We start from the raw sequence: 21578 nt of genomic DNA, 5'->3' as shown, positions 1-21578 counted from the left end.
CTGAGTTCATCGAGTTATAGTCACTGCCATCTATGGGCAGTCATGTATTTTGTGGTAACTATCAGGTTTATTTATGAAAGGAATAAGTCAGTTGGCAAGAAAATGAGGAACTTATCACTTTGGAATCATCAATTGTTTGGCACGTTATATATTTCCAACATATATAGAAACGAGTGTGATTTTATAAAGCTTGAGGGTACCAAATAAGATCATCTGCACAGCATTACAGCGATGGATATGCTAGCTAAATACTGGGTAAATTATCAATTCAAACAAGGGGGTTTCGAGGAAGGCAAATGGAATGGGCATGAAAAAGCCCAAAGTAAACAACAGCTACTTTGGGCTCAAATTCTCAAGCGAGTTGTGTTAGTTCACCCTATGGGCGAGTAACAAAACCTACTGCTTCGTATGCTTTTTTCAGTGTCACTGCAGCACGTTCAGAGGCTTTTTCAGCACCGGCTTTCATTACTGCGTCCATGTAGGCACGGTCAGCACGGATACGGTGATATTCAGCTTGAATCGGCTCAAGCATCTCAACCAATGCTGCGCCTACGTCTTTCTTGAACGGACCGTACATTTCAACGCCTTGGTACTGCGCTTCGATCTCTTCGAACGTTTTACCCGTCGCTGCAGAGTACAGACCCATTAGGTTAGAGATACCCGCTTTGTTTTCCCAATCGTGAGCAATGCGTGGTGGTGTTTCTGCATCGGTTTGCGCTTTGTTGATCTTCTTGATGATCGACTTAGGCTCTTCTAGCAGAGTAATCACGTTCTTACGGTTGTCGTCCGACTTAGACATCTTCTTCGTCGCGTCTTGCAGGCTCATTACACGTGCATTCACTGTTGGAATGTAAGGTTCTGGTACTTGGAAGATTGGCGTTTCAGGACCGTAGATGTTATTGAAGCGAGTTGCGATATCACGCGCTAGCTCTAGGTGTTGTTTCTGGTCGCTACCTACAGGTACTTGGTGAGCACCGTAAAGCAGGATGTCTGCAGCCATCAACACTGGGTAGTCGTATAGGCCTACGTTTACGTCGTTTGAGTGACGTGCAGACTTATCTTTAAACTGAGTCATACGGCTCAGTTCACCCATTTGTGTGTAACAGTTAAGAAGCCAACCAAGTTGAGCATGCTCTGGTACGTGTGACTGAACAAATAGCGTGCTCTTCTTTGGATCAACACCGACAGCAAGACAGATTGCTAGTGCGTCTAGAGTCGCTTCATGCAGTGCTTTCGGATCTTGGCGAACCGTAATTGCGTGAAGGTCTACAACACAGTATTGGCAATCGTAATCATCTTGCATCTGTTGCCATTGACGTAGAGCACCCAAGTAGTTACCGATACTTAGTTCACCAGATGGTTGAACACCACTCAATACGATGGGCTTGCTCATGGTTTTAATTCCTTTGCTTATTCGCTAAGTTTATTGAACGCTTAGCTTCTTAACTTAAATATAGAAAAGCCGCACAGCTCTTCTGTACGGCTCATCCAGTGTACTCATTGATAAGTATTTTGCTAGTAGGTTAGCTAACTTTTGTCCGCTTTATGCTGAAACTAGAACGACATCTAGTAATTGCGCGACGTTATCCGCGACATAGTCAGGGTTTGATGCTGAAATCGGCTCGCCGTGGTTATAACCGTAAGTCAGACCAAACGAGTGACAACCTGCATTCTTAGCCGCTTTAATGTCGTTGCTTGAATCACCAACCATCAACATCTCTTCCGCTTTTACATTGTGCTTTTCTAGCAACCAGTTCAGAGCGACTGGGTTCGGTTTTTTCTCTGGGAAAGAGTCGCCACCCAACACATCAACAAAGTACTTATCAATACCGTGTTGCGCCAGTACGTCTGGTACAAACTTCGATGGCTTGTTGGTAACCAGCGCCATAGTGAAGCCGGCTTTATCCAGCTCAGCCAGCGTCTCTTTAACCGATGGGTAAAGGTGACTTAGCTTGTGACCGCCCTGCTCATAGAAATCATCAAACAGGATGCGCGCTTTTTTCAGGAGCTCTGGCTCAAGGCTTGGGTCAACCGTCAGGTTGCGGCTGAGTGAACGTCCGATAAGAACATCAGCACCATTACCTACGTAGTCGCGAACTTGTTCTTCGCTCACTGAAGGGAAGCCCAACTCCTGACAAGCTTGGTCAGCAGCAACGGCCAAATCAGGCACGCTGTCTAACAAGGTTCCATCCAAATCAAAGGCGATCAGTTTTATTGAGCTTAATGACATCTTACTTTCCTATTTATTATGTTCGTCTTATGAGTTGAGCTATAAGACGTAAAAAAGGGGCAAATTAGCCCCTTAATATTCAATCTATCTTTAGTTTTACGATTATGCGTTTACTTTTGCAAGCTCTGCACGCATCTCATCAATCACTTCTTTGTAATCTGGTTGATTGAAGATAGCTGAACCCGCAACGAACATATCTGCGCCCGCTTCTGCGATTTCACGGATGTTATCAACCTTCACGCCGCCATCAATCTCAAGGCGAATGTCACGGCCTGACTCATCAATCAGCTTACGAACAGCACGTAGTTTATCTAGCGTGTGCGGAATGAAAGATTGACCGCCGAAGCCTGGGTTCACAGACATCAGTAGAATCATGTCTACTTTGTCTAGGATGTAATCTAAGCAAGAAAGCGGCGTTGCAGGGTTAAGAACCACACCCGCTTTACAGCCGTGCTCTTTGATTAGCTGTAGAGTGCGATCGATGTGCTCTGAAGCTTCAACGTGGAAGGTAATCATTGATGCGCCGGCTTTAGCAAACTCAGGCACGATGCTGTCTACTGGCTTAACCATAAGGTGAACATCGATAGGAGCCGTAATACCGTAGTCGCGCAGCGCTTTACAGATAGGCGCGCCAAAAGTCAGGTTAGGTACGTAGTGGTTGTCCATCACATCGAAGTGCACAACATCAGCACCAGCTGCGAGTACTTTTTCTACGTCTTCACCAAGACGAGCAAAATCTGCAGACAAAATCGATGGAGCGATTAGAAAATCTTTCATACCAAACCTCTTAAGAGTGAGTAAATTGCGAATATCACCGCCTTGTGACATCTCATATACAAATACAAGACTCAATTCCAAGACTATTTGGTGTGCAATTCTACCTAAGCAACTAAGCAGATCCTAGCAGTTCGAAAGATTAGTTTATGAAAGTACCCGTTGGTCACTCAATTTAATGAGTTCGAGGGTTATGTTGGCCGCTACAATTCTTCTGAAGCGTGTTGCTGGTTTTTCTCTTTATGAAAAAGTGCCAGTAACTCATCGACTTTATTGCGCCCTGCGCCATTACGGCTAATGGTGCGCTTAACCTTGACCACGTTCAGTTCTGCACCATGGTATAAACGGCGCGTTAAGGTGGTGTCATGGTTTGAGATCAAGACAGGGATGCCTCGTTCCATCGCTGCTTTTTCAGCAACATCCGCCAGTGCAGCTTGGTCATCTAAGCTAAAGCCATTACCTGCGTAAGAGGTAAAGTTTGCCGTGTTCGACAGTGGTGCGTATGGAGGATCGCAGTAAACCACACAGCCTTTGCGCGCGCGGCTAAAGGTTTCATGGTATCCCTCACAGACGAAGGTGGCTTTTTTCGCTTTCTCGGCAAAAAATTCCAGCTCAGCTTCTGGGAAGTAAGGTTTTTTATAAGAACCAAATGGAACGTTAAAACCGCCCTTCTTGTTGTAACGACATAGGCCATTGAAGCCAAATCGGTTCATATACAAGAAAGCCAATGAACGATACATGACGTTATCTGTACCATTGAACTCAGCGCGAATATCTAAGAAGGCTTCTTTACGGTTGTTCTCAGGACAGAACCAGCGCTTCGCTTCCGTGATATAAGTTTCAGGATCGGTTTTAAGCAGGTTGTACAGGTTGATAAGATCGGGATTGATATCTGCAAGCAGGTACTGTTCAAAGTCAGTATTCAGAAATACTGAGCCGGCACCGACAAACGGTTCTACCAATTTACGAGCAGGTGGCAGGTGACGTTGGATGTCTTCAACTAGGCCATATTTACCACCAGCCCATTTTAGAAAGGCACGCTGCTTTTTCATTTACTGCTCTATCTATCAACTCAAAAATAAGGCTGCGGAATGTAACATATTTTGAGGCTAAGCTCAGGGTTATTTCGCACGTTCTATCTCTCGATGCACTTGATTCATCGATTTTGCCCAAGGTTCCAACTGTTGAAGGGGTTTTGATAACGCACTTACCGCGTCTCTCGCCACTTGAATCGTTGGGTAATCTTGATAAGTGATAATAAACCACTTGGTGTCGTTGCGAAGTGTTGGGTAAATACGAACCTTGTTCTCAAGGTCATACTCTTCAATGAAAGACTGTACGTCGTCCAATGAGGTCATCGCACTCAACTGCAAAGTATAAGCTCGCGGAGAGATAGCTTGTAACTCTTCGCGAGAAAATGAGAATGTAATTTTCTTAGTCGGTGGCGTGGACTGTGTTAGGTCTGTTGCTTCATCGGCTGAAGGCTGTGACTCCACTTTGTCTGCATCTGATTGCGAACTCACCGCGGCACCTGTGTTTTCTTCAACAGCAGCATCAATCGCACTGGTATCGGCACTTTCAGGTTTATCATCAAGCAAGGCATCAACCACATCAGAGGTGATTACGACACGCTGCTGATCTTGTTCGACTTCTCCAACACTCGCGGTATCTTCAACGACAGTCGGTGGCAAAGATGAGCTGTCGTCATCAGCACCTTGATAACTCATGTCAGCTTCGGCTTCAGAATCGTCCATTCCGTCGATTCCAGCTTGCTCGGTACCACTTTCCACTTCAAAAGTTGGGATAGCTGTCTGTTCAATCGGAGCGATAAGAGATTGCGCTTTATCGTCAGGGGTTGGTTGACTGAACATCCACCAATAACCACCACCAATTAAAATCAACAGCAAGGCCACCACAATCGCGATATTGATGGGTGAGCCAATAATTGAGCGAATAATAATCCTTTTTTCCACTTTCAATTCTCCTAAAGCCATTAACTCACCGGGCAGAGGTTGCGCTTTATTAAACGCACGTCGCACGCGAGTTTCAGACTCATCATCAACATATCGAATCACCAGTGATTCAAAGAAATGTTCAGCTTCTGGTTGCGAAAGGTCATCGATCTCAAGATCGATAGGTTTGTGTTGTTGACCGTAACTCAAACGCGTTAATAACGTATCTAAGTGGCCAGGTTCCGAGAAGAGAACGATATTGATCGTCCATTGAGTGTTTGATTGAGCTTCCAGTACCAACATCCATAATTCGGATACCAATAGCTCAGAAAGTCGTTGGGCATCATCAACGACGACAACCACATTACACGGTTCTCCATCCAGTAACCTTGTTAGGCTATCCGATAAAGAATCATGTTGATTAAACAGGGGATCAGAAACAATTTGGCTAAGAATAAGCGCGCGGCGTTGTTGATCGTCTTGGCTTGGATGACAAAGCAGTAAACACTGATTTTTTTCTGTCGACCATGCTTCAAGATAACGCTGAGCCAACCAAGATCGGCCAGAGCCAGCTTTGCCAGCAACCGTCACAAGGTTTGAACCAAAGTTAGTCAAAAGCTGTAAGCGCTCTAGCAGCTCAACTTGAGATTCTAACTCTAATACTCTTAATTCATGAGCCAAACTCATTGGGGATCCCTACTGATAAGATCGATCAGTAAAACGCTTCAATTGCCTAGAGTTTAGCTAGGCAACCTCACAACCAAATTTAAAGAGTACGGCAGAAATCGATCGCTTGTTTAATGATGTCTTGAGGCACATCAGCAACCACTTCAGCAGTACCAATACTTGTTGGTAATACCAAACGCAACTGACCAGACAGCACTTTTTTATCGCGCATCATGTGCTTCATAAAGTCTTCAAAAGACATGCTTTCTGGCGTATGGATTGGTAGTTTCGCATTCTTGAGTATAGAAATAATTCGCTCAAGTTGCTGCTGAGAGATCAGTCCCTGTAATTGAGCTGTTTTAGCTGCCATTACAGTGCCTGACGACACAGCTTCACCATGTAGCCAATTACCATAGCCTAGTTCTGCTTCAATCGCATGACCAAATGTATGACCTAGGTTCAATAACGCTCTGATTCCTGACTCTTTTTCATCTAGAGCCACCACTTCAGCCTTAATTGCACAACAACGAGCAATCGCGGTAATCAGTGCTTCTTCATCAAGTTGATAAAGTTTCTCTAGATTCTGCTCCAACCAATCAAAGAAGGCTTCATCGTAAATGATGCCGTATTTGATCACCTCAGCAATGCCCGCTGCAAACTCACGCTCTGGAAGCGTTGATAAACAGTTGGTATCGATGATCACAGATTTCGGTTGGTAAAAAGCGCCGATCATATTCTTACCAAGAGGATGGTTTACTGCGGTTTTACCACCAACAGAAGAGTCCACTTGAGAAAGAAGGGTCGTCGGGATTTGAATGAAATCAATACCGCGCTGGTAACAAGAGGCAGCAAAACCGACCAAGTCACCGATAACACCACCTCCTAAAGCAATCACCACCACATCGCGGCTGTAATTTCCTTCAAGCATATAGCTCATCACTGAATTGAACGTTTCAAGGGTTTTGTACTGTTCACCGTCTGGCAGCTCGAGAAGAGATGTCTGACAGCCGACTTGATCCAATAGCGATAAAATTTTATCAGCATAAAGAGGCGCTACTGTCACATTACTGATAACAACAACTTTCTGCTTACCTGATAAAAAAGAAAGGTACGCCGGGTCTTCAAATAACCCGGCGCCAATAGAGATAGGGTAGCTACGCTCAGCTAGATTGACCGTAATCCGTTCCATGGGTTTGCTCTCCGAAAAAATGAACTTAACGTTCTTCTAGCATTTTTACGATCTGGTTGGCTACCACTTTTGCACTTTGGTCGTCAGTACGAACTGTGTAGTCCGCCACTTCTTCGTATAGTGCGTTGCGAGATACAGCTAGATCTTCTAGCACATCACGCGGGTTGTCTGTTTGAAGTAGAGGGCGTTTCTTGTCGCGGTTAGTGCGAGCAAGTTGCTTTTCAATTGTTGTCTCTAGGTATACAACAATGCCTCGTGCAGATAGACGGTTACGGTTTTCTTTGCTCAACACTGAACCACCACCTGTCGCAAGAACAATACCTTGTTCTTCTGTCAGATCATTGATTACAGATTCTTCGCGCTTACGGAAACCTTCTTCGCCCTCAACATCAAAAACCCATGCGATGTCTGCGCCAGTGCGCTCTTCGATCACAGTGTCAGAGTCTAGAAACTCCATATGAAGTTGGGAAGCTAGGTGTCTACCAATTGTACTTTTGCCGGCGCCCATTGGGCCAACAAGAAAAATATTGCGTTTCTCAGCCATGTTTTTAGCAGTAATTTACAACGTTAATTCAATGACATCGCCACAAGGTAGGTCAGTACAAGTACTGAAATTAAAAGGCCCGTGGCACCGATTCCTCACAGATAATTCGTGATAAGACCCGAAATTATCAAGGTTAGGTGCCACTAATGCAACTTTATTTTTAATCTAATTGTTCATTACTGAATCACAACTTTGGGTGTGACAAAAATAAGTAGTTCACTTTTACCCACATTTTCATAGCTGCGACGGAACAATGCGCCCAAAACTGGCAGGTCCCCCAACAGAGGAACTTTATCCACTGTACTGCTCACGCTGTGCTGAAATATCCCGCCAAGCACGACAGTTTCACCATTATTAACAAGCACTTGCGTACCTATTCTTTGCGTATCAATGGCGACCGCTTCACCGGTTCCAGTTTTTACCACTTGCCCTGGCCTATCTTGAGTCACGCTCAAATCCAATACCAAACGATTATCGGGCGTGATCTGCGGTGTCACCTTAAGACTCAACACGGCTTTCTTAAATGCAACCGACGTAGCGCCACTTGAAGATGACTCTAAGTAAGGAATTTCAGTACCTTGCTCAATATAAGCCGGCTTTTTATTGGTGGTGATTAAGCGTGGACTAGAAATGATTTCAGCTTTTGACTCTTGTTGCAGTGCCGACAGTTCAAGATCGAGTAAGGTATCTGAACCCAGTTTGGCCACCTGAAACGCAATACTCGAGGCGTTCGGCGATGTTGCCCCTAAATTGACGTTGAGATAGTCATCAATCACGCTGCTGCCGCTATCGTCGTCATACGGCGTAATCGCTGATGGGTGGTTACCTTCGATTGAGCCACCAACGGTGAAGCTTCCGTTGGTTGAGGAAACGCCCCAGCGCACGCCAAGCTCATCAAGATTACCCTCAGTAACCGTGACAATACGCGCCTCTATCTGTACCTGCTTCACGGGAATGTCTAACGATTCAATGATGCCTCGGATCACGGCAATGTTTTCTTCCAATTCACGAATGAGCAGTGAGTTGGTGCGCTCATCAATGGTAATCGAACCACGATCGGACAACATGCTGACCGCACCTTCACCTCCAATCATGTCAGCGATGTCGGTGGCTTTAGCAAAGTTAATCTTGATGATTTCCGATTTAAGCTCCCCTAACTCCTCTTCTAAGCGCGATTTCTCTAACGCTTGTTGCTCTCGAAGGTCGAGCTCCGCTTTCGGCGCGACCAAGATAACATTGCCATCAACACGCTTATCCAAGCCTTTAACTTGCAAGATAATGTCGAGAACTTGCTGCCAAGGTACGCCATCTAAGCGTAACGTCAGGTTTCCGGCTACCGAATCAGACACCACGAGATTGAAGTCGTTGTAATCGGCAATCAGTTGCAGGACATTTCGTACCGGGATATCCTGGAAGTTAATCGATATCAGCTTGCCCTCTTTCTCTAGAACGCTTTTTTCTTTGGTCGCTTCATCGAGCACCGGTTTGCTGATCACCACCTCAATAAAGCGCCCCTTTAGGTTGTATTCATACTGATAGTCATTGCTAATCGTCGCTAGAAGCCGAGTGCTTGGTGTCTCTTTATAGACTTCAATGCCTTCAACCAAGGTAGCGAAATCCTTCACATCCAGCAGGTAGAGCTTGTCATCATCAACTTGAGTATTGATTAGCTCGATACTTAACCCTTCCTGAGCTCGTTGAACATCCACCACTGCTGTGCTGGTCGCCAGCTCAATAATGATGACGGCGTCTTTATCCTTATTGACCCTAAAATCAATATTCTCCAATTTGTTCGGTAAGCTCTCGGCATGGCTGAGCACGCTAACAACCAACATCACAGACACAGCAAAACCTTGTAGAGCCTTGCTCACTAATCCACTTATTCCTTTAATCATATTTACATCTCATATCCACATCATGTGACATTGGTTTACTTCAGAGCCAGCCTAACGTTGCGCTTATGCCAACAACCTAAGCCATCTGGAAGAGTTTCATTAATCTGAACGTATTGGCTCGTCACCTTAGTAACTCGGCCATTGTTTAAGCCGATAAACTGGCCTTTCTTGACGTTTACCACGTTGCCTTTGGGTGTTTGCACTAAGCCAAACACGCTTGAGCCACTGCCCATCACGCCTCTTAAACGAAGCTTACTCAGCGGGTACTTCTCTAACTTGCCATTACGAGAACGGGCGCTGGGTTGCCAACAGTCTTTCTTAACCAAGGGTTGGTTTTGCACAATGGCTTCTTTAGGCAGTTCAAAGGGAGGACGCAAAGATCGGCGCTGATAAGTCGCCGCCGTGAATTCAGTTGCTGGGACAAGTTGCTCGACATCTTTTCTCGCCTTGGCTTCAACCTGCGCCACAAAATCTTGCAGTGAGTCTTGATTAGCTTTGCAGCCTGACAACGCAAGCATCAATACGATTGAGTAAAACGCGCTATTGGGTTTCATCATTAACCTCCGATTTAAACTGGTAGGTATAAGCTCGAACCCTAAAGTGCAGCGTGCTACTTTCTTGACTGACTCGCTGCCAATTCACATCATCAAAGCTAATAATACGCGGCAGCTTGGCGATGGCAGCAGAGAAGTCACCAATCTCGTGATAGTCACCTGTCAGCTCTATATTGAGAGGCAATCGATAGAGAAACTCCTTATTCTGCTTTTGCCCCCAATCGATTCGTGTGAAGGTCAGCGAGTTATCCAAGCCGAGCTCATTCACGGAGGCCAACATGCTCGCTAACTCCTTTTGAACGGGCAGCTGCTCTAATAGATAATCGTAGCGACTAGTTAGCTCATCCAACTGGCTCTGCAACTTAGGCAAGGCTGCAACCTTATTCGCCTTTATCCTCAAGGTCGTTTTTAAGGTCTGCTCCTGTTGCTTCATCTGTTTCAGTTCCTCGTCGAGCGGCAGCAGATACAGCCAAGTGCCAACACCTTGGATTAACACCATCAACACCAGAATCACGAGAAGCTGAGGCAACAATGGCCATTCGGTGATCTCATCAACATCGAGATCTTGCAAGCTCATTCTGTTTTGCCTACTAATCCTATTTTGAAGGTTAGCCATGATGCGCCCCCTTATCTTTTCTGCTCGCGGTTGTGTTTTCTAAAGACGCAGGGCTAAACACAAAAGAGACCTTGAAGGTCTGAAACTCTTTATTGAAGCGCTTGCGGTTATGAACGATAGAGTGCATCTCGACCCCTTTCAAAGAATCTGAACGTTCGAGGTTGTCCAACATGGTGGCGAGACGAGCAGTGCTGTCGCTGATGCCCGACATTTCAATCTCCTGACCATTCATCTTTATCTTGTCGACATAGACACCCTCTGGAATCAGCTCCGGCATCAAGTTCATGAAGTCGGTGGTCTTATTACGGCCAAGCTGCAGCGACTCAACCACATCAAGTCGAGTCAGAATGGCTTTGTGTTCTTGCTCTGCGACTTTTAACGACTGAATTTGTCGGTCGAGCTCAGCAATGTACTGATTGAGGTAATTGAGGCGAGCTTGCTGCTTGGCTTGTTGATCGTGAAAATAGTGACCAACCGCCCATTGCCCTATAAGCGCAATGATGACGCCAAGAATGACCAGATGGATAAAACGCTTCTTGTGCTGAGCACGAATCTCATCACGCCACGGCAGCAGGTTAATTTGATGCAACATGCTTCTCTCCCTGCCACTTGAGCCCACTCATCGCCATACCCGCCGCGATACCAAAGTGTTGCCAGTCAATCGGCAGTCGGCGTCTCTTGGCGACCTTATTCTCAAATAAAGACAAAGGATTCAATGACTCGCAGCTCAACTGAAAATGGCGTTCTAGCTCTTCGGTTACCATAGGGATGCTGGCGCCCTCGCCCATCAACCAAATCCCTGAGATAGGTTGCTGCGCATTTCCCGATGAATAGAGCTGCAATTGACGCTTGAGCTTCTCAATCAGGTTAACAATGAATTGATGTGTCTCTTCCATAGTACCGAACACGCTCTCGATATCACTCGGGTCATCTGAGCTGCGAAGATCTTGAGTGCCAAAGGCGATGTCTTTATAGAAAGGCGCCGAATTCTGCGGGATAACCCCTAGCGAGGTTTGGTCGATTCCAACATCCACTAGCAACCAGTTTTTCTTATCGGGATACAGGCGCGAGGCCAATTGCCAGATATTAAGTAGCCCATGCGCCTGTGTATCCACCACCACAGGTTTGAAGCCAGCCTTGGTTAATGCATCCGCTCGGCTATCCACAACTTCTTTACGAGTGGCGTATACCTGATAACTGCTTGTCGAACCTTTACCAAATCGTTTGTCTTCCAGCTTTACAAAATCTAAACTCAGCTCCTCGATAGGAAAGGGAGATTGATGGGCGAAGGTTTGATAGATAGAAAACTCTTTTTCTCTGTCTTCTAACTCACTCTCTATTTGCAGTACTTTGCTGATCACCGTGTTATCAGGTACCGAAATGGCGACGTTGCGACAGCCAAAAGGCAGTCCTTTCCTAAGTTCTTTAAGTTTCTTAACAGTTTTCTGATACTCCAAAGTATGGTTAGCTGTAAAAATGTCGTCCGAAATCGGCAGCTCTTTGTATCCCACTAGGGCATACAACTCCCCCACGGGTTTTAGTACCACGGCTTTGATGCTGTGATGATTTATATCTATACCTGTAATTAATGATGAACCCATGTGACCTAGCTCCTGAAGTGCCAAGCATTTCGTTGATTATCTAGGGGTTGTGATTATTAGTTAAATAAGCGTTAATAAACGAAAGCTAAGTTTTTAGCCTAGAGTACAAGGGTTTGCTGCTTATCAGCCTTAACTAATCAGGGATTATCCGGTGAAGTTCATAAAGCGATTATTCATATTTACATTGATTTGCATGATTCTTGGAGTCAGTACAATTTTCGGGTTTTATTTTTACGTAAAACCAGAGTTGCCTGATGTTGCCACTTTGCGCGACGTAGAACTCCAAACGCCGATGCAAGTCTTCAGTCAAGACGGTAAGCTGATCTCTCAATTTGGTGAAAAGCGTCGTAATCCAGTCACTTATGACGAGATTCCTCGCCACTTAGTTGAGGCTCTGATTGCCACCGAAGATAGCCGTTTCTATGAACACCCAGGTATTGACCCAATCGGTATCACACGTGCAGCACTCGTGGTTGCAATGTCGGGTTCAGCCAAACAAGGTGCTAGTACCATTACTCAGCAGCTTGCGCGTAACTTCTTCTTATCTAATGAGAAAAAGATCATGCGTAAGATCAAAGAGATCTTCATTGCGATCCACATTGAGCAACTTCTTAGTAAAGAAGAGATCATGGAGCTTTACGTCAACAAGATCTTCCTTGGTCACCGTTCGTATGGTTTTGGCGCGGCAGCACGTGTTTACTTCGGTAAAGATCTTCCTGATCTCACGCTGAGTGAAATTGCGACCCTTGCGGGTATGCCAAAGGCACCTTCGACAATGAACCCTATTTACTCTGTTGAGCGCGCGACTAACCGTCGTAACGTTGTATTGCGTCGTATGTTAGACGAGAAATACATCACTCAAGCAGAGTTCGATGACGCTCGTAGCGAAGAGCTTATCTCGAAATACCACGGTGCAGAGATCGAACTGAGCGCGCCATATGTTGCTGAAGTTGCACGTGCTTGGATGGTGGAACGCTATGGTGAAGAAGCTTATACATCAGGCATGAAGGTCTACACGACCGTTGATTCGAAACTGCAAAAAGCAGCGAACCAAGCCGCAATTAAGAACCTACTTGGCTACGATGAGCGTCACGGCTACCGTGGTGCTGAAAAAGTATTGTGGCAGACTGCGCAATCAGCGTGGGATCAAGAACAAATCGTTAAACACCTTAAGTCTCAACCAACCTATGGTGACCTAGTCCCTGCTGTTGTTACCGCGGTTGATTCGAAAAGTGCTCAAATTTGGGTTAAGAACCAAGGTGAAGGCACTATCGAATGGCAAGGCATGAACTGGGCGCGTAAATTCCTAACGGATAACCGCCAAGGACCAGCGCCTTCTCAAGCGAAAGAAATTCTGGCGGTTGGTGAACAAATCTGGGTTCGCCATGAAGCCGTTACCGGCGATGAAGTCTCTGAAGAGCCGACAGAAGAGTCAGCGACTGCAGAATCAGAAACACCGATTGTATGGCGACTAAGCCAAGTACCGAATGCGAACACAGCATTTGTTGCAATGAACCCGAACAACGGCGCGGTATTGTCGATGGTCGGTGGCTTTAACTTTGTCCACAACAAGTTCAACCGTGCAACGCAATCTATTCGTCAGGTGGGTTCTGGTATCAAACCCTTTATCTACTCAGCAGCGATTGAGAAAGGCTTAACGCTAGCCTCACTGATCAACGATGCACCGATTAACCAATGGGATAAGAGCCAAGGTACCGCATGGCGACCAAAGAACTCGCCACCGACTTACGTGGGTCCAACTCGTTTACGTATTGGCTTAGCTCAGTCTAAAAACGTAATGGCGGTACGTGTACTGCGCGAAGTAGGTCTAGATGATACTCGTAACTACCTAACTCGATTTGGCTTTGATATTGATGAAGTTCCGCGCTCTGAAACCATTGCTCTGGGTGCGGGTAGCTTAACGCCAATGAAAGTAGCTCAAGGTTACTCAGTATTCGCTAATGGCGGCTACTACGTTGAACCTTTCTACATCAGCCGCATTGAGACACCATTTGGTGAGACTGAATTTGAAGCGACACCAAAAGTGGTTTGTAAAGACGATTGCCAACAGCAAATGACCTCAGACCCAATGGCTGATGAGTTTGCAGAGCAAGATGTGGATGCCAAAGTACAATACGCACCTCAAGTTATCTCTGAACAGAACGCATTCCTTGTTCGTGAAATGATGTACAGCAACATCTGGGGTGGCGGTGATTGGAGCGCAGGTACGGGTTGGAACGGTACAGGTTGGCGTGCACAGCCGTTGAAGCGTCGTGACATTGGCGGAAAAACGGGTACCACCAACGATTCGAAAGATACTTGGTACAGCGGTTACGGCCCTGGCATGGTTGCAACGGTATGGGTTGGTTTTGATAACCACAACCGCAACCTAGGCAGAACCAAAGCGAACTCAAATCTTGGTAAGAACCAAATTACGGGTGCAGAAGCTGGCGCGAAAACAGCAGAACCTGCATGGGTTGATTTCATGGGTACGGCGTTAGCGGGTGTTCCTGCTGAGCGTAAAGAGATTCCTGAGAACATCGTCCGTGTTCGTATCGACCGAGAAACTGGCTTACTGACCAACAAGTTCGATAGCTCATCAATGTTCGAGTACTTCGAGAAAGGCACAGAGCCAACCGAGTACATCACTGAACGTTTCAATGATGACATCTACTCAACCTCATCAGGTGAAGCAGTAGAAGAACTGTTCTAACTAAGGTTTGTAGAACCTAGTAACATGAACCAACAAAAAGGGTTGATATGCATTCATATCAACCCTTTTTTTATATCTATATCTGACCAGACTAGGCTCTAAATTCAAGCGCTAAGCCGTCTTCTCCAGTTGAGTTCGAATCGTCTCAGCCAGTTGCTCGAAACGTCCCTTCAATGGAGAGCCCGGACGATAAGCCACGACAATTCGACGTGAAGGTGTTGGATTCACCGCAGGTACGTAACACACACCATCTTTCTGCTTTTCCTTTGGCACCGATAACTGAGGTAGCAAGGTAATGCCCGCCCCCGCCGCGACCATGTTACGCAGCGTTTCTAAGCTGGTTGCCTTAAAGCGCTCGTCATCTTTGGCACCCGCAGCAAAACAGAAACCCAAGGCTTGGTCTCTTAAACAGTGACCGTCACCTAGCGCCAGTACGGTTTGTCCATTTAGCTGCAGCATATCGACAGTGTCTTGTTGAGCCCACTCGTGGTCACATGGAACGGCAACACTTAACGGCTCGTCATACACATCAATCTCTTTAAACACCGCCGTTTCATCAACCGCAGCCAGTACCAAGCAATCAAGCTTGCCGTCTTCAAGTTGACTCACTAACTGATGGGTCTGAGCTTCATGCAGGTAAAGCTCAAGATCTGGGAAGCTCTCTTTTAGATGAGGAACAATCTTAGGCAAGATGTAAGGACCCACGGTTGGAATAAAACCAATGTGCATTGGCCCCGTCATCGCTTCACCGTGTCCACTCGCCATATCTTTAAAAGTTTTCACTTCATTGAGAATACGCTTGGCTTGTTCAACAAGTTGTAACCCTGATTCTGTAAATATTACCTTCCTTGGACTACGCTCGGTTAACTGAAGTCCAATTTCATCTTCGAGTTTGCGTATTTGACCGCTTAGTGTCGGCTGACTGACAAAGCACGCTTCTGCCGCTTTTCGGAAGTGTTTATGCTCTGCGAGCGCCACCAAGTATTCAAAGTCACGAATGTTCATGATCAGTCTCTTACCTCAGGTTTTAATAAGAACAAGGGTTCTAATAGAAACATTTAAAAGAAAAATGCTCTTGATAGAATTTACCTATCAAAACCATAACATCAAACGATTAGAGCTATCAAAGGATTTATCTAATAATGGGCTCAACGAAACGAAACAGAGCGAAGAAAAACGTTAAGCTCTGATAGAACAAAATTAAAAATACTATTTAAGGAAATCAATATGTTTGCATCTAAAGAAGGTCAATCAATCCCTCAAGTAACATTCCCAACTCGCCAAGGTGATGCATGGGTTAACGTAACTACTGAAGAGCTATTCAAAGACAAGACAGTTATCGTATTCAGCCTACCAGGTGCGTTTACGCCAACATGTTCGTCAAGCCACCTACCTCGTTACAACGAGCTACACTCTGTATTCAAAGAAAACGGTGTTGATGACATTCTGTGTGTTTCAGTAAACGACACATTCGTAATGAACGCTTGGAAAGCAGACCAAGAAGCGGAAAACATCACATTCATCCCAGATGGTAACGGTGATTTCACAGACGGCATGGGTATGCTAGTTGAGAAAAACGACATCGGCTTCGGCAAACGTTCATGGCGCTACAGCATGCTGGTTAAAAACGGCGTGGTAGAAAAAATGTTCATCGAAGAAGACGTACCAGGCGACCCGTTCAAGGTTTCTGATGCAGATACTATGCTTAACTACCTTGCTCCTGAGCACAAAGAGCAAGAGTCAATCACAGTATTCACTAAGCCAGGTTGTCCTTTCTGTATGAAAGCGAAACAGAACCTAATCGACAAAGGTCTGAACTACGAAGAAGTGGTTCTAGGTAAAGATGCAACAACAGTAAGCCTACGTGCAATCTCTGGTCGCACTACCGTTCCTCAAGTATTCATCGGTGGCAAACACATCGGTGGTAGTGAAGAACTAGAAACTTTCCTAGGCTAATCGCTTCATCGCCGATATAGGCTTAGAAGTATCAGCTAACCCACCCTCTTGTGGGTTAGCTATTCCAAACACTCTTATCTGAGTTTTGGGAAAAAGAATATAGCTGGTGACTCGCCTGTCTTTTACTAACCTATAGTTAGCAATAAAAGCAGAGTCACAAGCTAAACCTAATAAAACAGAATCACAAAACTGACCCGTTATCCTGACTCTCAAAAAAATCACCAGAGTTGGAGGGGGTCGTTCAAACTAAATTCAGCCATTGCGAGAAAATTATTATGAAACAAGTCAATGTAGATGTGGCAGTTATCGGGGGCGGTACGGCAGGTCTAGGTTCTTACCGCGCTGCAAAAGCACACACTGACAGTGTCGTGATGATTGAAGGCGGCCCTTACGGTACTACCTGTGCTCGCGTTGGTTGTATGCCATCTAAACTGCTTATTGCAGCTGCAGAAAGCGTACACCAAATCGAGAAAGCTCCGGCTTTTGGCGTTCACCCACAAGGCGATATCGTGATTAACGGTCGTGAAGTGATGGAGCGAGTGAAGTTTGAGCGTGACCGTTTTGTTGGTTTTGTTTTAGAAGGCGTTGATGAAATCCCAGAGCAAGACAAGATCTCTGGTTACGCAAAATTCTTAGACGATAACACGCTACAAATTGATGACCACACGGTTGTCACCGCTAAGCGTATTGTTATCGCGACCGGTTCTCGCCCTGCATACCCTGCCGTTTGGAATGAGCTTGGCGATCGCCTGATCATTAACGACGACGTGTTCAGCTGGGATGATTTACCAGAATCGGTTGCGGTATTTGGCCCTGGTGTTATTGGTCTTGAGCTTGGTCAGTCACTGCACCGCTTAGGTGTGAAGACCAAACTGTTCGGTTTGGGTGGTCAAGTTGGCCCAGTAACTGATCCAGAGATCATGGCTTATGCAGATAAAGCTTTCAATGAAGAGTTCTATCTCGATGCCGACGTGAAAATCGAAAGCATGAAGCGCATTACCACTGAATCGGGTGAGCCACGTGTCGAAATCCAGTTCATCAATAAACAAGGTGAATTAGAAACTAACGTCGTTGAATACGTACTAGCAGCAACAGGTCGTCGCCCTAACACTGACAAGCTTGGCTTAGAGAATACCTCTCTAGAGCTTGATGAACGTGGTGTGCCAATCGCAGACCACTACACGCTACAAACATCACTACCATCAATATTTATCGCTGGTGATGCGAGTAACCAACTGCCTCTACTGCATGAAGCAGCAGACCAAGCTCGTATTGCGGGTGACAATGCAGGTCGCTTCCCAGAGATTCGTGCAGGCCTACGCCGCTCTAAAATCTCGGCAGTATTCTCTGACCCGCAAATCGCGATGGTTGGTGAAACCTACAAAGAGATCACCACACGCTTGGGCACATGTGGCTGTTTCGCAACGGGTGAAGTGTCTTTCGAAAACCAAGGTCGTTCTCGAGTGATGCTGCGCAACAAAGGTATTCTGCACGTATACGGCGAGCAAGGTACAGGCCGCTTCCTTGGTGCTGAGATGATGGGACCAAACGCAGAACACTTGGCTCACTTGTTAGCATGGGCACACCAGAACAAGATGACGGTTTCTGAGATGCTAGACATGCCGTTCTACCACCCAGTAATCGAAGAGGGTGTACGAACTGCCCTACGTGACCTGAATGCGAAACTGCACCTAGGCCCAGAGATGGTGAAACACTGCCTGGATTGTGGCCCGGGCTGTTAATCTCAGACTAGCGCCAGTCAATTAGCAGTTAACAAACGTTAGATACTAAAAAGGAAAGCCATTGGCTTTCCTTTTTGTTTTTGGCAACGAGCAAACTATAGATTCCCGATTACGCTCCTTCGTCGCTAACGGGAATGACGTAACTTTTAACGCACATCTGAGCCGAAGCCAATCAGTGTGATGGTCGTTTTAAAAACGCATCTAAGCTGAAGCAGACCAAAGTGACGCATCAGCTAAACCAAAACTAAACTCGTCATTCCAGAACCGAGGGACGAGGTATCTGGAATCTCTTGAAGCCATTGCGTCACTAAAAGCTTTAAGCAATTACTTCTCAGCAGCAATCACAGAGATCTCAACAAGTAGCGCTTCGCGAGCCATGTCGCCAGTCACACATGCGCGAGCTGGAGCGTGACCTTCTGGTACCCATGCATCCCACACTGCATTCATTTCTTGGAAGTCTTTCATGTCTTTCAAGTAAATCGTTGCTGACAGCATGTGCTCTTTGTCGCTGCCTGCTTGCTCAAGTAGCGCTTCTACTTTATCTAACATGGTTTGAGTTTGTTCAGTGATGTCTTTAGTTGCATCAGCACAAACTTGGCCACATAGGTAGATAGTACCGTTGTGTTTAACAATACGGCTCATACGTTGCTTGGTTTCTTGGCGCTCAATCATCGACTTTCTCTCTCTGTGTCACCGTGATCCAATATCTTGTGACGTGTTATTATCAGGGCAACAAGCATAACGCGAATCAAACCCAAGATGACATGCATTCATTGCCATAAAAGTGAAAAAATCCGTAACAAACTCGGTCGCTGCCAGCGTTGCATGAATCAGCTGATGGTGTTGTCGATTTTGAGTTGGGGAGTATGGTGGCTGTTTTTCAGAGAAGACCCAAAAACCATCAATGCCATCGCGTTGATGATGGCCGCTTTCGCGTTCAGTGGCTTGCTGTCGTTGCATTGGGTCATGAAGTTTGTGGTGCTACCGTTAAAGGGCAAAAAACGTTAGCTGGAAGTCTTTATTGGATAAAGAGTAGTGATTAGAGACAGGGCTAAACAATCCGATAATTCATCATAATTTTCGAGCTATTGTCATCTCCCGAACAGCAGATAGAAAAAAGCCCCAGAACCAATCGATTCTAGGGCTTTCTTAGAAAATTCTAAGAAAAAGCAGTGGTACTTTAATAGACCGGGCTTTTCTTAGTTTGTTCCCAAAAAAGATCAGATTTTTGATCTTTTTTTTAGGAGCTATAAAATCAATGCCTTATGCAACATTAACCTTAGCAATTATCTGCTCTACCAAGTTCACTTCCAATGCCACTTCATCACACGCATGTTGACGAGGACACTGGTCACAATCTTTCAGTACCTTCTCAGGCAGCAGAGATTTCGATGTTGGTAAGAAATCATGCTTCATAAAGAACTCTGGAGTACGAGTCAGCACAAACACCTTCTTGATGGCCATTTGTCGCGCTTTCTCAACCAAGTGCTGCACAATTGCGGTACCCTGCCCTTGACCTTGCCAGCCAGCTTCGACACCCAGTGAACGTATTTCCGCTAAGCCAGAGTCATACACATAGAGCGATGCACAACCTGTCACCTCACCATGATGTTCTGCGACCGCAAACGAACCAATATCACGCACCAGTTCATTACGAGAGCGAGGCAGGTTTTCACCCATGTTCGCCCAGTAAGCCACCATGCCTTCCAATGCTTCAATGTCAGTCAAACGAGCAGGACGAACCTTGACGATGGAAGTATCACGCTGCGCCAAACGTTTCTCAGCTTGGTCAACCGCGTAAGCCACTTGCTGTGGAGATACACCACCTAGCGCGCTACGTTTTTCAAGACACGATTCAATGGTCAGGATGTCATACACATCCTCTTCAATCACCTCAGAGAACTCTTTCATCTCTGCGATGGTTAATTCTTCTAGTGCACAGCCTTTAGCAATCGCCGCGACGACTGTTACACCAACAATGTGGTGAGCTTCACGGAAAGGAATCCCTTTCGCTACTAGGTAATCAGCCAGCTCTGTTGAGTTCGCGTAGCCTTGTTTCGCTGCTTCAAGTGTACGTTCGCCGTTCACTTTAATGCCGTCAAAACAAAGAGCAGCCATTTCCATACAGTCATTCCAAGTGTCTAAAGCGTCGAATAAACCCTCTTTATCTTCTTGCATGTCTTTGTTGTACGCCAAAGGCAGAGCTTTCACTGTCATCATCATTGCTGCTAATGAACCATATACACGGCCCGTTTTGCCACGGATAAGTTCTAGCGCATCCGGGTTTTTCTTTTGTGGCATCAGAGATGAACCTGACGTCACTGTATCCGCTAACTCGATGAAGTTCGATTCACCTGAGTTGTAGAAAATCATATCTTCTGCAAGACGCGAAAGGTGAAGCATAGAGATAGAAGCAATCGACATTAGCTCCATCACATGGTCACGGTCAGAGACTGAATCTAGAGAGTTGCGCGTTGCACGACGGAAACCTAAGTTGTGAGCTAACTCTTCACGGTCCATCGGGTAAGCAGTTCCTGCAAGGGCACCAGAACCCAGCGGACATGTATCTAGACGCTTAATCGCATCATTCAAACGTGAATAATCACGCTCAAGCATTTCAACGTAAGCCAAGCACCAATGAGCAAAAGTTACCGGCTGAGCACGTTGTAAGTGAGTGTAGCCAGGCAGCACGGTTTCTTGATGCTGAGAGGCAACGTTCACCATTTGGCTCTGCAGACGATCAAGCGCTAGCAGTAGTTGGTTACCTTGCTGACGGCACCATAGTTTCAGATCGGTCGCCACTTGGTCATTACGAGAACGTCCCGTGTGAAGCTTTTTACCCAAGTCACCGACTTTGCCGATAAGTTGTTGCTCAACCCAGCTGTGAATATCTTCTGCATCAGAACGTAGAATCTGTTCAGGATCTTCCATCACCTCAAGTTTTAGCTCATTCAGCGCTAACTCAAGCTTCTGTTGCTCTTCTTCTGTTAATACGTTGACCGACAGTAGAGCTTTAGACCAGGCAATTGAGCCCACAATGTCTTGCTCAGCCAATCGGTAATCAAAACGAAGAGAATCGTTAAAATCTTTGAACCGGGTGTCTGCTGCTTGGGTAAATCTACCGCCCCATAATGCCATTGTGTATC

Annotated in this window: 20 protein-coding genes; 5 read left to right on the top strand and 15 right to left on the bottom strand. The window is 45.9% G+C overall.

All coding sequences use genetic code 11. The annotated features are described in order from the left end of the window. Positions 1-376: 376 nt before the first annotated feature. From trpS to pilM, 12 genes are all read right to left on the bottom strand, one after another. Positions 377-1393 (bottom strand): tryptophan--tRNA ligase, encoded by a 1017-nt coding sequence (trpS, locus tag AB6D58_RS07940; RefSeq protein WP_016796005.1) that lies wholly within the window; start codon positions 1391-1393, stop codon positions 377-379. Between the two features lie 150 nt (positions 1394-1543). Next, the gene (locus tag AB6D58_RS07935) at positions 1544-2230 is read right to left on the bottom strand and encodes a phosphoglycolate phosphatase (RefSeq protein ID WP_017061120.1); all 687 of its coding nucleotides are present in this window, start codon (positions 2228-2230) and stop codon (positions 1544-1546) included. Between the two features lie 102 nt (positions 2231-2332). Beyond that, positions 2333-3007 carry a ribulose-phosphate 3-epimerase gene (rpe, locus tag AB6D58_RS07930; RefSeq protein ID WP_010435263.1) on the bottom strand — a complete coding sequence of 225 codons (675 nt, stop codon included), beginning with the start codon at positions 3005-3007 and terminating at the stop codon, positions 2333-2335. 200 nt (positions 3008-3207) lie between these two features. Then, positions 3208-4056: a Dam family site-specific DNA-(adenine-N6)-methyltransferase gene (locus AB6D58_RS07925; RefSeq protein WP_017061122.1), complete on the bottom strand. Its 849-nt coding sequence runs from the start codon at positions 4054-4056 to the stop codon at positions 3208-3210. A gap of 69 nt (positions 4057-4125) precedes the next feature. Next, on the bottom strand, positions 4126-5643 hold the full coding sequence (locus AB6D58_RS07920) for an SPOR domain-containing protein (RefSeq protein WP_017063695.1): 1518 nt from the start codon (positions 5641-5643) through the stop codon (positions 4126-4128). Between the two features lie 79 nt (positions 5644-5722). Beyond that, positions 5723-6811, bottom strand: a complete 1089-nt coding sequence (gene aroB / locus AB6D58_RS07915) for a 3-dehydroquinate synthase (RefSeq protein WP_017061124.1) — start codon at positions 6809-6811, stop codon at positions 5723-5725. A 25-nt stretch (positions 6812-6836) separates the two neighbouring features. Next, entirely contained in the window at positions 6837-7355 is a 519-nt protein-coding gene (gene aroK / locus AB6D58_RS07910) for a shikimate kinase AroK (RefSeq protein ID WP_017061125.1), read from the bottom strand. A 176-nt stretch (positions 7356-7531) separates the two neighbouring features. After that, a complete protein-coding gene (locus AB6D58_RS07905) occupies positions 7532-9250 on the bottom strand; it encodes a type IV pilus secretin PilQ (RefSeq protein WP_032545762.1) in 1719 nt (572 codons plus the stop codon). Between the two features lie 35 nt (positions 9251-9285). After that, the gene (locus tag AB6D58_RS07900; protein WP_017063694.1) at positions 9286-9804 is read right to left on the bottom strand and encodes a pilus assembly protein PilP; all 519 of its coding nucleotides are present in this window, start codon (positions 9802-9804) and stop codon (positions 9286-9288) included. Continuing rightward, entirely contained in the window at positions 9791-10420 is a 630-nt protein-coding gene (locus AB6D58_RS07895) for a type 4a pilus biogenesis protein PilO (protein ID WP_017061128.1), read from the bottom strand. The genes AB6D58_RS07900 and AB6D58_RS07895 overlap by 14 nt, the downstream gene beginning before the upstream one ends. After that, positions 10413-11012: a PilN domain-containing protein gene (locus tag AB6D58_RS07890; RefSeq protein ID WP_372125056.1), complete on the bottom strand. Its 600-nt coding sequence runs from the start codon at positions 11010-11012 to the stop codon at positions 10413-10415. Before AB6D58_RS07890 ends, AB6D58_RS07895 begins: the two co-directional genes overlap by 8 nt. Next, positions 10996-12021: a type IV pilus assembly protein PilM gene (gene pilM / locus AB6D58_RS07885; protein WP_017061130.1), complete on the bottom strand. Its 1026-nt coding sequence runs from the start codon at positions 12019-12021 to the stop codon at positions 10996-10998. Before pilM ends, AB6D58_RS07890 begins: the two co-directional genes overlap by 17 nt. 151 nt (positions 12022-12172) lie before the next feature. Between pilM and AB6D58_RS07880 the strand changes: the two genes are divergently transcribed. Further along, the gene (locus tag AB6D58_RS07880) at positions 12173-14734 is read left to right on the top strand and encodes a penicillin-binding protein 1A (protein WP_032546261.1); all 2562 of its coding nucleotides are present in this window, start codon (positions 12173-12175) and stop codon (positions 14732-14734) included. Positions 14735-14845: 111 nt separating this feature from the next. On the opposite strand, the gene oxyR is transcribed toward AB6D58_RS07880, so the two are convergent. After that, positions 14846-15739: a DNA-binding transcriptional regulator OxyR gene (gene oxyR, locus AB6D58_RS07875; protein WP_017061132.1), complete on the bottom strand. Its 894-nt coding sequence runs from the start codon at positions 15737-15739 to the stop codon at positions 14846-14848. On the opposite strand from oxyR, the gene AB6D58_RS07870 reads away from it, so the two are divergent. The 3 genes from AB6D58_RS07870 to AB6D58_RS07860 all read left to right on the top strand — a co-directional run bounded on the left by AB6D58_RS07870 (position 15738) and on the right by AB6D58_RS07860 (position 18432). After that, on the top strand, positions 15738-15917 hold the full coding sequence (locus tag AB6D58_RS07870; RefSeq protein ID WP_017096544.1) for a hypothetical protein: 180 nt from the start codon (positions 15738-15740) through the stop codon (positions 15915-15917). The genes oxyR and AB6D58_RS07870 overlap by 2 nt on opposite strands. Positions 15918-15961: 44 nt before the next feature. Continuing rightward, on the top strand, positions 15962-16690 hold the full coding sequence (locus AB6D58_RS07865; protein WP_017061133.1) for a glutathione peroxidase: 729 nt from the start codon (positions 15962-15964) through the stop codon (positions 16688-16690). Positions 16691-16965: 275 nt separating this feature from the next. Further along, positions 16966-18432: a dihydrolipoyl dehydrogenase gene (locus AB6D58_RS07860; RefSeq protein ID WP_102370803.1), complete on the top strand. Its 1467-nt coding sequence runs from the start codon at positions 16966-16968 to the stop codon at positions 18430-18432. Positions 18433-18756: 324 nt separating this feature from the next. Here AB6D58_RS07860 and AB6D58_RS07855 read toward each other — a convergent pair whose 3' ends face one another. Further along, on the bottom strand, positions 18757-19104 hold the full coding sequence (locus AB6D58_RS07855; protein WP_004729674.1) for a RidA family protein: 348 nt from the start codon (positions 19102-19104) through the stop codon (positions 18757-18759). A gap of 87 nt (positions 19105-19191) precedes the next feature. Between AB6D58_RS07855 and AB6D58_RS07850 the strand changes: the two genes are divergently transcribed. Beyond that, complete coding sequence (locus AB6D58_RS07850) at positions 19192-19440, top strand: DUF3624 domain-containing protein (RefSeq protein WP_372156918.1); 249 nt, start codon at positions 19192-19194, stop codon at positions 19438-19440. 255 nt (positions 19441-19695) lie between these two features. On the opposite strand, the gene argH is transcribed toward AB6D58_RS07850, so the two are convergent. Next, complete coding sequence (argH, locus tag AB6D58_RS07845; RefSeq protein ID WP_048659175.1) at positions 19696-21570, bottom strand: argininosuccinate lyase; 1875 nt, start codon at positions 21568-21570, stop codon at positions 19696-19698. Positions 21571-21578: the final 8 nt, after the last annotated feature.

Origin of the sequence: Vibrio sp. 10N.239.312.D08 (assembly GCF_041466145.1) — a bacterium.
Classification (GTDB): Bacteria; Pseudomonadota; Gammaproteobacteria; order Enterobacterales; family Vibrionaceae; genus Vibrio; species Vibrio crassostreae_C.
This window is presented reverse-complemented; position numbering and strand designations above follow the sequence as displayed.

Coding starts and splice junctions, on each gene's coding strand:
- trpS (WP_016796005.1), bottom strand. CDS start 1,393: ATGAGCAAGCCCATCGTATTGAGTGGTGTTCAACCATCTGGTGAACTA.
- AB6D58_RS07935 (WP_017061120.1), bottom strand. CDS start 2,230: ATGTCATTAAGCTCAATAAAACTGATCGCCTTTGATTTGGATGGAACC.
- rpe (WP_010435263.1), bottom strand. CDS start 3,007: ATGAAAGATTTTCTAATCGCTCCATCGATTTTGTCTGCAGATTTTGCT.
- AB6D58_RS07925 (WP_017061122.1), bottom strand. CDS start 4,056: ATGAAAAAGCAGCGTGCCTTTCTAAAATGGGCTGGTGGTAAATATGGC.
- AB6D58_RS07920 (WP_017063695.1), bottom strand. CDS start 5,643: ATGAGTTTGGCTCATGAATTAAGAGTATTAGAGTTAGAATCTCAAGTT.
- aroB (WP_017061124.1), bottom strand. CDS start 6,811: ATGGAACGGATTACGGTCAATCTAGCTGAGCGTAGCTACCCTATCTCT.
- aroK (WP_017061125.1), bottom strand. CDS start 7,355: ATGGCTGAGAAACGCAATATTTTTCTTGTTGGCCCAATGGGCGCCGGC.
- AB6D58_RS07905 (WP_032545762.1), bottom strand. CDS start 9,250: ATGATTAAAGGAATAAGTGGATTAGTGAGCAAGGCTCTACAAGGTTTT.
- AB6D58_RS07900 (WP_017063694.1), bottom strand. CDS start 9,804: ATGAAACCCAATAGCGCGTTTTACTCAATCGTATTGATGCTTGCGTTG.
- AB6D58_RS07895 (WP_017061128.1), bottom strand. CDS start 10,420: ATGGCTAACCTTCAAAATAGGATTAGTAGGCAAAACAGAATGAGCTTG.
- AB6D58_RS07890 (WP_372125056.1), bottom strand. CDS start 11,012: ATGTTGCATCAAATTAACCTGCTGCCGTGGCGTGATGAGATTCGTGCT.
- pilM (WP_017061130.1), bottom strand. CDS start 12,021: ATGGGTTCATCATTAATTACAGGTATAGATATAAATCATCACAGCATC.
- AB6D58_RS07870 (WP_017096544.1), top strand. CDS start 15,738: ATGATCAGTCTCTTACCTCAGGTTTTAATAAGAACAAGGGTTCTAATA.
- oxyR (WP_017061132.1), bottom strand. CDS start 15,739: ATGAACATTCGTGACTTTGAATACTTGGTGGCGCTCGCAGAGCATAAA.
- AB6D58_RS07865 (WP_017061133.1), top strand. CDS start 15,962: ATGTTTGCATCTAAAGAAGGTCAATCAATCCCTCAAGTAACATTCCCA.
- AB6D58_RS07860 (WP_102370803.1), top strand. CDS start 16,966: ATGAAACAAGTCAATGTAGATGTGGCAGTTATCGGGGGCGGTACGGCA.
- AB6D58_RS07855 (WP_004729674.1), bottom strand. CDS start 19,104: ATGATTGAGCGCCAAGAAACCAAGCAACGTATGAGCCGTATTGTTAAA.
- AB6D58_RS07850 (WP_372156918.1), top strand. CDS start 19,192: ATGACATGCATTCATTGCCATAAAAGTGAAAAAATCCGTAACAAACTC.
- argH (WP_048659175.1), bottom strand. CDS start 21,570: ATGGCATTATGGGGCGGTAGATTTACCCAAGCAGCAGACACCCGGTTC.